Raw genomic sequence first — 14,014 nt, 5'->3', positions numbered from 1 at the left:
GTCGTTGCCGTGCAAGCGGATGCACACATTTGCGCCAAGACGACATGCGGATGCATGCCCTTTATCCGGACTGCAAAAAAATGATAAGCCGTAACAAACGCTCAACCGGTTGTCACAGAAAGGCAACGATGGCGTTGCACGGCGCATGTATCATTCCCGGCAACCACGTCAATGGAGGCCTCATGCAACGACAGGAAGAAATATTCCGAATCGATTCGCCATACGGCGACCCCTGGCGCTCCGCGCTTTTTTCCATGGTCAGCAAACCCCTTTCCAGGGTTCTCCGGTTCAAGACCCTCAACACCATGTACGCCAGAGCGGGCGAACTGGAAGGCGATTTCATCGACCGCGCCCTGAATGCCATCGGCATACGTTTCGAGCTGGACGGCCAACCCCTTTCGCGCATCCCGGCAAACGGGCCGCTCATGGTGGTGGCCAACCACCCTTTCGGCGCGGTGGAAGGATTGCTGCTGGTCAAGCTGCTGCGCCAGATACGGCCGGACGTGCGCATCATGGCCAACTACATGCTGAGCATGATCCCGGAAATGCGCGAGCACCTGATCGCGGTGGACCCCTTCGGCACCAGCGGCTCGGTCAAATCCAACATATCCGGTCTCAAGGAATCCATGCGCTGGCTCAGGAACGGCGGCCTGCTGGGCGTGTTCCCTGCGGGCGAGGTTTCCAGCCTGCGCGTACGCAAACGCATGGTGGCGGACCCGGACTGGAGCCCCACGGTGGCGGGCATCGCGCGCAAGACCGGCGCATCCGTGCTCCCCGTATTCTTTCAGGGCCGCAACAGCGCCCTTTTTCAGGCGGCGGGCATGCTGCACCCCCGCTTGCGCACCGTGCTGCTGCCCCACGAAAATCTCAAGCACTCCAAGGCCCCTGTCCGCATTGCGGTGGGCAGCGTGATACCGCCGGAAAAAATGGCCTCGTTTGATAACGACCGGGAGGCCGTGCGCTATCTGCGTTTCCGCACCCATGTGCTGCGCAAACGGCCCGCCAAAAAAATCCTGCCGACCAAGGCTCCGGCCCGCACGCTGGAACCGCTGGCCAACTCCCGGCCACGACACATACTGGCCAGCGAAGTGGCGGCCCTGCCCGACAGCAACATCCTGCTCGAATCCGGCTGTTTCACGGTCTTTGCGGCGCAGGCAAAGCGCATCCCGCGGCTCATGCGCGAAATCGGCGTACTGCGCGAAAAGACCTTCCGCGCCGTGGGCGAGGGAACGGGCAAGCCCATGGATATCGACGCCTACGACGACTATTACCATCACCTCGTGCTCTGGAACCATGAAGAACGCGAAGTGGCCGGAGCATACCGCTTTGCCCGCGCGGACAAGGTCCTTGCCGAACACGGAATCAGGGGCCTGTATTCGGCATCACTGTTCGATTTTGAACCGGGGGTCATTGAAACGATGCAACCGGCCCTTGAGATGGGCCGTTCGTTCATCACCGAAAACTACCAGCGCAGTTACCAGCCCCTGCTGCTGCTCTGGAAAGGCATCGCCGCCTATGTGACGCGCCACCCGCAATACACCAACCTGTTCGGCTGCGTGAGCGTTTCCGGCGACTATTCGCACCTTTCCCACGAGCTGATCGCTGGCTTTCTGAAACGCCACTGTTCGCTCGAAGAACTGGCCGGACAGGTGCACCCCAAACTGCCGCCGCGCACCAAGCGACTCAAACGGCTGGACATCGACGTGCCCGAACTGGCCTTCAGCGACCCGGCGGACATCAACGCGCTGGTCACGGACGTGGAATCCGGCAAATCCATTCCCGTGCTGCTCAAGCAGTACCTCAAGCTCGGCGGCAAGCTGCTGGGCTTCAACGTGGACCCGGAATTCGGCAACTGCATGGACGGTCTGATTCTGGTGGACCTCAAGAAAACCGATGCAAAAATACTGCGTCGCTTCATGGGCAAGGCCGAGGCCGACAACTTCATGGCCCTGCACCACGCCACGGTCGCCCCCCTGCAACCGGCCGCCTGACGCGACGAATCCTTCACGCAAAAAGGCGGGCGCTTTCATGAAAGCGCCCGCCTTTTTGCGTCTCCGCGTGCCATCAAAACCATGTAGACTCGGGCCCTTCCGTGTCGAGGATTATTTTTTCCAAAATTATCGTGTACATTATTATCCAACGTGTTTATGTAAGACAATGTAAGCTTTTTTATGGATAGACCGGGAGACGAACGCACATGAAACGCGGCACCAAAACGATACTGCTCGTGGGATTGGGCATTCTCATCGCCTTTCCCCTGTTCAGCATGACCTACTACACCATGGTCCGCACCTCCACGCCGGGCTTTTGTTCCTCCTGCCACGAAATACGGCCCGCATTCCTGGCATGGCAGGCATCCACCCACGCCAACAACGCGCAGGGGGTGGTGGCGGACTGTATGGACTGTCATCTGCCCGCGCCCCATGACACCGTAGATTTCTTCTTTTCCAAGACCTTCCACGGCATCAAGGACGTGGTTTCCCATTTCACGGGCGGCGCGGAAAACTACGACCGCGCGGTCATGCGCCAGCGGGTGTACGATACGCTGGACAACGACCAATGCATGAAGTGCCACCGCAACATCCTGCACCTGCCCGGCAGCCGCGGGGCCATGCTCGCCCACAGGCAGGTGCTCTACCCCCGCCCGGGCTACGAATACCGCTGCACGGACTGCCACAGCAATCTCGTGCACGTGGACCGCACCTATTACAAATACAAACAGTTCTCCGCGCCATACGTCGCGCCGGGGCTTGCGTCATTCTAAGAAAAACATGAAGGAGAATCGGCAATGAGGACGCGCACCATTGGTATCGCCATCGGCATTGCAACGGCCCTGCTGGCCACAGCGACCGCGTTTGCGGCACAGAATTTTCCCAAGGCGCGGGAATTCAGGATCGAACGCGGCATGCCCGAGCAGGCAATAGCCTGCATCGAATGCCACAAGCAGCAGACAGCAGGCATATTCGCGGACTGGACCATGAGCCGCCATGCATCGGCCAACATTACCTGTCTGGACTGCCATCAGGCCCAGCCCGGCGATCTGGACATCAGCCGCGACCACGAGCAGTACTACTCCCGGGGAGACATGCCCTACGGCGAAAAGCGGTACTTCATCCCCATTGCCTCGGCCGTGACGCCCAAGGACTGTTCCCGCTGCCACCCGGACGAGGTCAAACAGTACGCCAAAAGCAAGCACGCCAACACCATCGAGATCATGTGGAAGCTGGACCCGTGGCTCAACGGCGGCATGAACTCGGACAACGAACGCAAGACCGGCTGCTATTACTGCCACGGCACCGTGCTCAAGGTCACGGACGGCAAGCTGGACTCGTCCACATGGCCCAACGTGGGCGTGGGCAGGGTCAACCTTGACGGCAGCCTCGGCAGCTGCACCAGCTGCCATACCCGTCACCGCTTCTCGGTCATGGAGGCGCGCAAACCCGAAACCTGCGGCCAATGCCACCTCGGACCGGACCATCCGCAAATCGAAATCTACAACGAATCCAAGCACGGCGACATTTATCAGGCCTTCAAGCAGGAATACAACTGGAACTCGGCACCGGGCGCATGGACTCCGGGCATCGATTACCGTGCGCCCACCTGTGCGTCCTGCCACATGTCCGGCTCGGGTTCGGTCTTGACCACGCACGACGTCACCGAGCGCATATCCTGGGAAACACAGGCCCCGCTCACGGTACGCCCGCAGGACTTCAAGCCCTTCCCGGCCCAGACCGACTGGAAGGTGGAACGCGACAAGATGAAGAAAATCTGCCTGCAGTGCCACGGCAAGGCATGGGTGGAAGACTTCTATGTGGACTTCGACACCGCGGTGCATGAATACAACGAAGTGTACTTCAAGCCCGCCAAGAAGATGCTGGACGACCTGTACGCCAAGGGACTGCTGGACAAGACCAAGTTCTTCGACGAGGCGCTGGAGGTCGAATTCTATGAACTCTGGCACCATGAAGGACGCCGTGCGCGCATGGGCGCCATGATGATGGCCCCGGACTATGCATGGTGGCACGGGTTCTACGAATGCAAGCACCGCTTCAACCGCTTCATGGAAGAGGCGCGGCATCTCGTAGACACCAACACCAAGGCATACCGCTACCCGGACTTCCCCAATGCCACGGGCGACACCACGCGGCCACCGGAAATCTTCAACAAGAAGCAATAGACGCGATCCGCATCCGAACAAAAAAGGGAGAGGCCGAGGCCTCTCCCTTTTTTTATCATATTTCCTGCGGCAATCGCCGCGACTTCCCTTGGGGCTATGCGCCCTGTTCGGCTTGCTCGATTGTCCCGACCTTTTTGTCCAGCCACTTCTGGAGGTCGTCCATGTAGGTGTAGAACACCGGGGTCAGGTACAGGGTAACCACCTGCGAAAGCACCAGCCCGCCCACCACGGCAAGGCCGAGGGGACGACGCACGTCCGCGCCCGCGCCAATGCCCAGCGCGATGGGCAGCGTGCCCATGATGGCTGCCAACGTGGTCATGATGATGGGCCTGAAGCGGGTGATGGCGCCCTCGAACGCAGCGTCCTCGGCGTTCTTGCCGCGCTTTTCCGCCTCGATGGCAAAGTCCACCACCATGATGGAGTTCTTTTTCACGATACCGATGAGCATGATCAACCCGACCATGCCATAGAGGTCCAGGGTGCAGCCGAACAGCAATAGCGTGAGCAGGCCGCCCATGGCCGCCGACGGCAGGCCCGAGAGAATGGTTATGGGATGAATGAACGACTCGTACAGGGATCCGAGCAGGATATAGATGGCCACGATGGCGATGACCAACAGGAAGTACAGGCTGTTCATGGACTCGGCAAACGCGCCCGCCGAACCTTCGAACTTGGTGGTCACCGCGTCCGATATGGTCTGGTCCGCCAACTTCTGCACGTCTGCGGTCACCTGCCCCATGCTGGTACCCGGAACGCCACTGAAGGCAAAGGAGACCGATTCGAGCTGGCCGGTATGGTTGATGGTCATGGGGCCGAGTTCCTGGCTGATATTGCACAGGGCGTCCAGCCGCACCAGACTGCCGTCATCCGAGCGCACGTACAGCATGGTCAGGGCGTCGTCGTTCTTCTGGAAATCCGGCGCCAGCTGCATGATGACCTTGTACTCGTCGGTGCTTGCATAAATGGTGGATATCTGCCGTTCGCCGTAGGCCGTGAACAGGGCGCTTTCGATCTGTTGCACGGAAACCCCGAGGCTGGAAGCCAGGTCGCGGTCAATTTCCACGGCCACCTGCGGACCGGATATCTGCATGTCGCTGTTCACGCCGATGATGCCCGGCTGCTTGCGCAGGGCCTGCCCGAACTTGCGGGCATCCTCGTACAGGGTGTCCGAACTGGGCGAAAGCAGCGTGAACAGGTAATCGCCCTTGGCCTGCTTGCCGCCGATCTGGATCATGGGCGGATTCACGAGGAAACAGGCCATGCCCGGAATGGAGTTGACCGGCCCCATGAGCTGACCAATGACCGTGTCGATGGAATCGCGCTCGCTTGCATCCTTGAGCACGGCGATGTTCATGCCCTGGTTGGCCAGCGGCACGCCCACGATCTGAATCTGGTCCTTGATGGCCGGGTGCGCGCTCATGATGGGCATGAGCTGTTTCTGGTGCTCGAGCATGGAATCATAGGATATGCCCTGCCGGGCCTGGACGAAGCCCATGAACACGCCCTCGTCGTCCGCGGGCAGGAAGCCCTTGGGAATGATGATGAACAGCCAGGCGGTGAATGCCAGCAGCCCCACGGAAAACATCATGGTGCCGAAGCGGTGGTCCAGACAGAAACGCAGGCTCGTGCGATACAAGCGGATCAGCGTGTCGAACAACGGGTCGGACTCGGCAATGCGGCTCTTTTCCCGCAGCAGACGGCTGGCCAGCATGGGCGTGAGCGAAAGCGAAACAACGCCGGAAACAAGGACCGCCACAGTAATGGTCATGGCCAGCTCGTGCAGTACGCGACCAATGATGCCCGCCATGAACATGATGGGCACGAACACGATGGCCAGCGACAGGGTCATGGAAATGATGGTGAACCCGATCTCGCCCGCGCCGTCGATGGCCGCCTGCATGGGCTTCTTGCCCATTTCCAGATGGCGCACCACGTTTTCGATCATGACGATGGCGTCGTCCACCACGAACCCGACTGATAGTGTAAGGGCCATGAGCGAGAAGGTATCGAGGGTAAAGCCCAACTCGTACATGACCGCGAACGTGGCCACGATGGAAAACGGGATGGCAATGGATGAAATGAAGGTACTGGCAAGGTTGCGCAGGAAAATGAAGACAACCATGATCACCAGCGCCACGGCAAGGGCCAGCGTGAACTTCACGTCCTGCACGGATTCCTTGATGAATTCGCTCTTGTCGTAGACCACGGTAAGATCGATGGACGCGGGCATCTGCGCGGTGATGCCGGGCAGCATCTCGCGAATTTTTTTCACAATGGCAATGGTGTTGGTGCCGGGCTGCCGTTTGACCGCGATGGTCAGGTTGTGGGAGCCGTTGTACCATGAACTGAACCGCTCATCCTTGACCCCGTCCTCGACCACGCCCAGATCGGTCAGCCGCACGGGCTGTCCGTCCTTGTAGGCTACCACGAGATCCTTGTATTCGTAGGCCTTGAACAACTGCCCGTCCGCATCCACCGTCAGAGACTGCTGCGCGCCCTCAAGGGTTCCCAGCGGCAGGTTCTGGTTGGCCTCTTCCACGGCCGTGCGCACCTCGTCGATGCCCAGTCCGCGCGAGGCCAGTTCCCTCGGGTCCAGACGAATGCGCACGGCATACTGCTTTTCGCCGTAGAGGATGACCTGCGCCACGCCGGGAATCATGGAAATGGACTGGGTCAGGAAGGTCTTGGCATAGTCGTTGACCGTGGACATGGGCAGGGTTTTCGAGCCCATGGAAAGATAGATGATGGGGCTGTCCGCAGGGTTGACCTTCTCGAAGCTCGGTTTATCGGTCATGTTGTCGGGCAGGTCGCCGTCCGCACGGGAAATGGCGGCCTGCACGTCCATGGCCGCGCTGTCGATATCCCTGTCCAACGCGAATTGGAGAATAACGGACGTGCTGCCCAACGAGTTGACCGAACTCATGGATTCCAGCCCGGCAATGGACGAGAATTCACGCTCGAGGGGCGAGGCCACGCTGGAGGCCATGGTGCGCGGGTTGGCGCCCGCCAGCGATGCGGTCACTTCCACGGTGGGGAACTCCACGGCAGGCAGGTAGCTGACCGGCATGCTCGTGTAGGCCACAAGGCCGAAAAACAACATGCCCAGCATGACCAGCGTGGTCATGACCGGACGTTTGATGAAAAGTTCCGTGATCTGCATCAGGATTCTCCCCCGGTGGAGGCTTCGCCAGCACCCGTTGCATTGGCGGCATCAGCAGGGACGGGCGCGTCGGCCGGTTCGGGGGCGGCCGTGGCATTGGCGGCCGTGGCATTGGCGGAATCGTTTTCGCTTGAATCCGCTTGTTTCGCTGCCGCGGGAGTGGCGGGCTTTGAGGCAGGGAGCGTCTTTTTCACTGCCACCGGAGCATTGGGATACAGGCGGAACATGCCGTCCACAATGATCTGATCGCCCGGGCTCAGCCCCTTGTCCACCACCACGTCGTCAACCGAGCTCATGATCACGGAGACCGGGGTGACCACGGCCTTGCCGTCCTTGACCACATAGACGAAGTCGCCGTCCGGCCCCTTTTGCACGGCCTGCGTGGGAACATGCACAACATTGTCGAGCACGCCCAGAATCAGTTGAATGGTTACGAACTGACCGGGCCAGAGATTCCTGTCTTCGTTGGCAAAACGGGCCTTGAGGTTGATCATGCCGGTGGCCGTGTTGATCCAGTTGTCCACAAAGGTCAGCTCGCCCAACACCGGGTTGGCCGCACCCAGCGCAGGAATGGCCCGGACCTTGAGATTTTCGTCCACGGCCCGGGAGCGCACCATGGAGAGATACTTGCCGGGAATGGAAAACGTGATGTCGGCCGGGGCAACGGTCTTGATCACCACCAGCTCGCTCTGGTCCGCCACAACAAGGTTGCCCTCGTCCAGAATGGTGCTGCCGGCAATGCCGTCGATGGGCGAGGATATACGCGTATAGCTGACCTTCTTGCCCGCGATTCCTGCCTGCGCCATGTCGGATTCCATGGCCTTGCGCGCAGTCTGGTAGGCGGTCTGCTTCTGCTCGTACTCGTCGCGCGAGACAACGCCCTGCTCCATCAACGCCTTGAAGCGCATGAAGTCCTTGCGGGCCATTTCCGCGTCCGCGCGATCCTTGGCCACGTCGGCCAGCGCACCGGAGTGGGAATAGGAATAGGTTCCGGGGTCTATGGTATACAGCAACTGCCCGGCTTCCACCTTATCGCCGTCCAGAAAATGAATGCGCAATATGCGCCCTTCCACCTGCGGCTTGACGGTCACGGAGTTGGACGCCTTGACCGTGCCCACGGCGTCGAGAAGGCGTTCTGCATCGCGAGTCTCGGCCTTGACCACATTGACCGGAACAGCCGGCACCTGTCGTTTGTTGTCCTTCTTGGTACAGGCCCCAAAAACAGACAAGACCACGACAAGAAGAAGTGAGGCGCGGATTGCCGCCTGACAATGCGATGCGTTCATGATGCCCCCGAAGTTTGGAAGTGGAATAATAGTGTTTTTCCTATCCTTTTCATGATTTTTGCGCAACAGGCTGATAATAATTCGACATATCTTTTTCACGAGCAATCCCGGTTGCCATTTTCAGGAAAACCGGGTTTCATGTCCGAAACAAAAAGGAGTTTCCCATGGGCTTTCTTGACGGACTGATGGGCAATGCCTCGGAAATCAACGCCGAGGACATGCAGGAAGAACTGGCCCCGATTCTGGGCGATGCCGAGCGCGTGCAACGCGTATTCAAGGTCATCCGCGACCTGTTCGTTTTCACGGATAAACGACTGATGTTCATCGACAAGCAGGGTATCACCGGCAAAAAGGTAGACTACCTTTCCGTGCCGTACCGCGCCATAACCGTATTCAGCGTGGAAACGGCCGGGCATTTCGACCTCGACGCCGAGCTCAAGATTTGGATTTCCGGCCGCCACGAGCCGCTGATCAAGGAACTCAAGAGCGGTACCGACGTGGTGGGTGTGCAGAAAATGCTGGCCAACTACGTGGCCCGCTAAAGCCATGGCAGCCGGGGCCCCCCCGCCAGCGCAAAAAAATCCCCGGCGCGGAAGTCCGCGCCGGGGATTTTCAATGTTGTTCCGGGGAAGGTCAGCCCACCACGATATTGACCAGCTTGTTGGGAATGACGATGACCTTGCGAACGGTCTTGCCTTCCAGATGCTTGGCAACGTTCTCCTGCTCCATGGCGGTCTTTTCGGTCTCGTCCTTGGGCGCGTTGTTGGGAACGTTGATCTTGCCGCGCACCTTGCCGTTGACCTGAATGACCACGGTCACCTCGTCCTTGACCAGCGCGGCCTCGTCATATTCGGGCCAGGACTGGGCCACCAGCATCTTCTCATGCCCGGTGGCGGACCAAAGCTCCTCGCACACATGCGGGGTGACCGGGGAAAGCAGGGTCAAAGCCGTGGCAACGGCGGAGCTCAGGGCTTCAGGTTCGCTTTCGCGCAATTCGTCCTTGCAGCCGTACAACTCGTTGACCAGTTCCATGACCGCGGCAATGGCCGTGTTGAACTGGAATTCGTTCTCGATGTCGCGGGTCACGCGGCGCACGGTGTCGTGCTCCTTGCGGCGCAGGCTCTTGGCGGCCTCGGATTCGGGATTCGTGCAGGAGCACGGATCCACGGGAGAAAGCACGGCCTCAAGGTCTTCCACAAGCCGCCACAGGCGATTCACGAAACGGAACGCGCCCTCGATGCCGCGATCCGACCATTCCAGTTCCTTGGCGGGCGGAGCCGCGAACAGGATGAACAGCCGGGTGGCGTCCGCGCCGTATTTGGCGATCATCTCGCCGGGGCCGACCACGTTGCCCTTGGACTTGGACATCTTGGCCCCGTCCTTGAGCACCATGCCCTGCGTGAGCAGGTTGGCGAACGGCTCGCCCGTGGTGGCATAGCCGAGGTCGCGCAGCAGCTTGGTGAAGAAACGCGCGTACAAAAGATGCAGGATGGCGTGCTCGATGCCGCCGATGTACTGGTCCACCTGCATCCAGTAGTCCAGCTTTTCCCTGTCCCACGGAGCGTCCGCGTTACGGGCGTCGCAATAGCGCAGGAAATACCAGCTGGATTCGAAAAAGGTGTCCAGCGTGTCGGTTTCACGCCGGGCCGGGCCGCCGCACTTGGGGCAGGTGGTGTTCACGAACTCGTCCATGAGCGGCAGGGGCGAACGGCCGTCCTTGCGCACCTGGGCGTTTTCCGGAAGCTGCACCGGCAACTGGTCTTCGGGAACCGGGACCACGCCGCAGGATTCGCAGTACATGACCGGAATGGGCGCGCCCCAGAACCGCTGGCGCGAAACGTTCCAGTCCCGCAGGCGGTAATTCACGGCCATCTCGCCGAGGCCGGACTTGTCCAGATGCTCCACAACGGCCTTTTTGGCGGACTCGTTGTCCATGCCGTCGAACTGGCCGGAATTCACCAGCATGCCGGGGGCTGTGTAGGCCTCGGTCATGTCCTCGAGCCTGAGGACCTCGCCGTCCTTGTGCAGGTCCGGCGGATTGATGACCACCTGCATGGGCAGGTCGTACTTGGTGGCGAACTCGTAGTCGCGCTGGTCGTGGGCCGGAACCGCCATGACAGCGCCCGTCCCGTAGCCCATGAGCACGAAATTGGCCACATACACGGGCATTTCCGCGCCCGTGACCGGATTGACCACGTATGCGCCGGTAAAAATTCCTTCCTTTTCCAGGTCGTCGGCGCCGCGCTTGATGCGATCCATGTTGCGCACATTGGCGCAGAATTCGCGCACCTCGTCGGCCTTTTCATAACCTTCGATGATCGTGTCCACCAGCGGATGCTCGGCGGCAAGGCTCATGAACGTGGCGCCGAAAAGCGTATCCGGCCGCGTGGTGAAGACCGTGACCGTCTCGTCGGAACCCTTGAATTTGAAGGTCAGCTCCGCGCCGTAGCTCTTGCCGATCCAGTTGCGCTGCATGGTCAGCACGCGCTCGGGCCAGCCGCCTTCCAGCGTATCAAGATCAGCGAGCAGCTCGTCCGCATAGTCGGTGATGCGCAGGAACCACTGCTCCATGTCCTTCTGCTCCACCTCGGAATCGCAACGCCAGCACAGGCCTTCTTCCACCTGTTCGTTGGCCAGCACGGTATTGCAGTCCGGGCACCAGTTCACCGGCGAATTCTTGCGGTAGACAATGCCCTTTTCCAGAAATTTCAGGAAAAACAGCTGTTCCCACTTGTAATACTCGGGACGGCAAGTAGCCACTTCGCGCCGCCAGTCGTAGGAATAGCCCAGCCGCTTGATCTGCTCGCCCATCTCGGAAATGTTCTGGTAGGTCCAGACCGCCGGATGCGAGTCGTTCTTGATGGCCGCATTTTCAGCGGGCAGGCCAAAGGCGTCCCAGCCCATGGGATGCAGCACGTTGAAGCCGCGCATGGATTTGAAACGCGCCACCACGTCCCCGATGGAATAGTTGCGCACGTGGCCCATGTGAATTTTGCCGGACGGGTAAGGGAACATTTCCAATACGTAGTACTTGTCCTTCCCCGGCTCGGCCTCGACCTCAAAACAGCGGGATTCTTCCCAGGCCTTCTGCCATTTGCCTTCCAGTACTTCCGGTTCGTATTTGCCGATGGCCATTATCTTGATCCTTGGAATTGCAGTGTTCGCGTGTAACCGTTCACAGTGCCGAGCTATTTGCCCAAGCCCCGGGCCGCTGCGTCGAGAATGCCGTTGATGAAGTTCTTGGAATTCTCGTCGCCGAAACTCTTGGCCAGTTCGATGCCTTCGTTGATGGCGGCCTTGTGCGGAATATCCGTGTACATCATTTCAAAGAGGCATAGTCGCAGGATGGCCAGTTCGACCTTGGCTATGCGGCTCAGCTTCCAGTGTTGCGAATGTTCGTCGATGACCGCGTCAATGGCTTCCCGGTTGGAGACCACGCCCAGCACGAGGTCCTCGGCAAACTCGATGGCCGAGGCCGATTCCTGTTCCACCACGGCGGGGTTGAACAGGATGGCTTTCTTGAGGGCTTCCGTGTCCGGCGCTTTCACAAAGGACTGCCCGTAGAGCACCTGAAACGCACAGGTACGCCCCACGCGGCGAATTCCGGGCCTGTTGCCCTTTTTCTTGCTGCTCATGTACTACAATTGCTCCAAAACGCGGACGGTTTCCAGCATGGCGGATGCGGCTTCCACGCCCTTGTTGCCACCCTTGGAACCGGCCCGTTCAATGGCCTGTTCCAGCGTGTCGCAGGTCAGCACGCCGAATCCGATGGGAACACCGGAATCCATGCTGATCTGGGCGATGCCTTTTGCGCATTCATTGCACACGAAATCGAAGTGCGGCGTGGAACCGCGGATCACGGCGCCAAGGCAGACAATGCCGTCGTATTTTCCGGCAGCGACCATTTTCTTGGCCACCACGGGCATCTCAAACGCGCCCGGCACCTTGGCCAGCACGATGTTTTCACGCTCAAGGCCGTGGCGCACAAGGTAGTCCACGGCGCCGCCGACGAGTTTGTCCACGATGAAGTCGTTGAAACGGGCGGCCACCAGGGCGATCTTGAGATCCTTGGCGTCCAGCTTGCCTTCGATGGTCTGCAAATGCAGCATGGAAATATCCTCCGCGTCAGTTGTTGGTGACGTTATTTCTCATCCAGATGGAGCATGTGCCCCATTTTTTCCTTTTTGGTCCTCAGATAGTCCATATTGACCTCGCACGCGCCGGATTCGATGGGCACGCGCTCCACAACCTCGAGGCCGTACCCTTCAAGGCCGACCATCTTCTTGGGGTTGTTGGTCATGAGACGCATCTTGGAGATGCCCAGCTCCACGAGAATCTGGGCGCCGATGCCGTAGTCGCGCATGTCCGGCGCAAAGCCGAGCTTCACGTTGGCCTCCACGGTGTCATACCCCTGATCCTGCAGATGATAGGCCTTGATCTTGTTGTCCAGCCCGATGCCACGGCCTTCCTGACGCATGTAGAGCAGCACGCCGCCGCCCTCGTTGTTGATCATGCACAGGGAGTCGGCCAGCTGGTTGCCGCAGTCGCAGCGCAGGGAACCGAACACGTCGCCGGTCAGGCATTCGGAATGAACGCGCACCAGCGTGGGTTTGTCCGGGTCGATCTCGCCCATGATCAGGGCGATATGGGTCTTGTTGTCCGTGGAAGAGTTGAAGGCCAGGCTCCTGAAATGGCCGAAACGGGTGGGCAGCTCGGCCTCGGCCACCTTGGTCACGGACGTATCGCCGAACTTCATGCGGTAGGCAATGATGTCCGCCACCGAACAAATCTTGAGTCCGTGCTCCTTGGCAAAGGGAATCAGGTCCGGCATGCGGGCCATCTGTCCGTCTTCGCGCATGATTTCGCAAATGACGCCGGCGGGCTTCATGCCTGCAAGCCGGGCCAGATCAACGGAACCTTCGGTCTGTCCGGTACGCACCAGAACGCCGCCGTCCTTGGCACGCAGCGGGAAAACGTGACCCGGGGTAACGATGTCGTGCGGCGTCACGTCGTCGGCCACGGCCGTGAGAACGGTCTTGGCGCGGTCAAAGGCCGAAATGCCGGTGGTCACGCCCTCGCGGGCTTCGATGGAAACCGTGAAATTGGTGCCGAACTGGGACTCGTTGCTCTGGGCCATGAGCGGCAGCTGCAAACGGTCAATCATGGCCCCGTCCATGGCCAGGCAGATCAAGCCCCGGCCATGGGTGGCCATGAAATTGATGAGCTCGGGGGTCGTGGATTCGGCCGCGCACACAAGGTCTCCCTCGTTTTCGCGGTCCTCGTCGTCGACCATGATGACCATCTTCCCCTTGCGGATGTCTTCAATGGCTTCTTCAATGGTGCATAACGGCATATATTTACCTCGCAATAAAAAACATGGTTTCCGCCCGG

Annotated in this window: 10 protein-coding genes; 4 read left to right on the top strand and 6 right to left on the bottom strand. The window is 59.8% G+C overall.

The features are described 5' to 3' along the window. Positions 1-182 precede the first annotated feature (182 nt). The 3 genes from F8A88_RS01740 to F8A88_RS01730 all read left to right on the top strand — a co-directional run bounded on the left by F8A88_RS01740 (position 183) and on the right by F8A88_RS01730 (position 4,177). The gene (locus tag F8A88_RS01740; protein WP_151149259.1) at positions 183-1,991 is read left to right on the top strand and encodes a lysophospholipid acyltransferase family protein; all 1,809 of its coding nucleotides are present in this window, start codon (positions 183-185) and stop codon (positions 1,989-1,991) included. A gap of 206 nt (positions 1,992-2,197) precedes the next feature. Then, the gene (locus tag F8A88_RS01735; RefSeq protein ID WP_151149257.1) at positions 2,198-2,764 is read left to right on the top strand and encodes a NapC/NirT family cytochrome c; all 567 of its coding nucleotides are present in this window, start codon (positions 2,198-2,200) and stop codon (positions 2,762-2,764) included. Positions 2,765-2,788: 24 nt separating this feature from the next. Next, a complete protein-coding gene (locus F8A88_RS01730; RefSeq protein WP_151149255.1) occupies positions 2,789-4,177 on the top strand; it encodes a multiheme c-type cytochrome in 1,389 nt (462 codons plus the stop codon). Positions 4,178-4,271: 94 nt separating this feature from the next. Here the strand turns inward: F8A88_RS01730 and F8A88_RS01725 are convergent, their stop codons facing one another. Both F8A88_RS01725 and F8A88_RS01720 read right to left on the bottom strand, forming a co-directional pair. Beyond that, entirely contained in the window at positions 4,272-7,337 is a 3,066-nt protein-coding gene (locus tag F8A88_RS01725; protein ID WP_151149253.1) for an efflux RND transporter permease subunit, read from the bottom strand. Further along, entirely contained in the window at positions 7,337-8,623 is a 1,287-nt protein-coding gene (locus F8A88_RS01720; RefSeq protein WP_151149251.1) for an efflux RND transporter periplasmic adaptor subunit, read from the bottom strand. The genes F8A88_RS01725 and F8A88_RS01720 overlap by 1 nt, the downstream gene beginning before the upstream one ends. Positions 8,624-8,787: 164 nt before the next feature. On the opposite strand from F8A88_RS01720, the gene F8A88_RS01715 reads away from it, so the two are divergent. Then, on the top strand, positions 8,788-9,165 hold the full coding sequence (locus tag F8A88_RS01715; RefSeq protein ID WP_151149249.1) for a PH domain-containing protein: 378 nt from the start codon (positions 8,788-8,790) through the stop codon (positions 9,163-9,165). Positions 9,166-9,256: 91 nt separating this feature from the next. On the opposite strand, the gene leuS is transcribed toward F8A88_RS01715, so the two are convergent. Genes leuS through F8A88_RS01695 form a run of 4 tightly spaced genes read right to left on the bottom strand, consistent with a single transcriptional unit; the run spans position 9,257 to position 13,976 of the window. Then, positions 9,257-11,758, bottom strand: coding sequence for a leucine--tRNA ligase (gene leuS / locus F8A88_RS01710; protein WP_151149247.1), 2,502 nt, complete (start codon positions 11,756-11,758; stop codon positions 9,257-9,259). Between the two features lie 53 nt (positions 11,759-11,811). Then, positions 11,812-12,258 (bottom strand): transcription antitermination factor NusB, encoded by a 447-nt coding sequence (nusB, locus tag F8A88_RS01705; protein ID WP_151149245.1) that lies wholly within the window; start codon positions 12,256-12,258, stop codon positions 11,812-11,814. A gap of 3 nt (positions 12,259-12,261) precedes the next feature. After that, positions 12,262-12,732: a 6,7-dimethyl-8-ribityllumazine synthase gene (gene ribH / locus F8A88_RS01700; protein ID WP_151149243.1), complete on the bottom strand. Its 471-nt coding sequence runs from the start codon at positions 12,730-12,732 to the stop codon at positions 12,262-12,264. A 32-nt stretch (positions 12,733-12,764) separates the two neighbouring features. Next, positions 12,765-13,976 carry a bifunctional 3,4-dihydroxy-2-butanone-4-phosphate synthase/GTP cyclohydrolase II gene (locus F8A88_RS01695; protein ID WP_151149241.1) on the bottom strand — a complete coding sequence of 404 codons (1,212 nt, stop codon included), beginning with the start codon at positions 13,974-13,976 and terminating at the stop codon, positions 12,765-12,767. Positions 13,977-14,014 lie beyond the last annotated feature (38 nt).

Source organism: Pseudodesulfovibrio senegalensis (assembly GCF_008830225.1).
GTDB lineage: Bacteria > Desulfobacterota > Desulfovibrionia > Desulfovibrionales > Desulfovibrionaceae > Pseudodesulfovibrio > Pseudodesulfovibrio senegalensis.
Note: the sequence above shows the minus strand (reverse complement) of the source record. Positions and strands in the feature narration are given on the sequence as shown.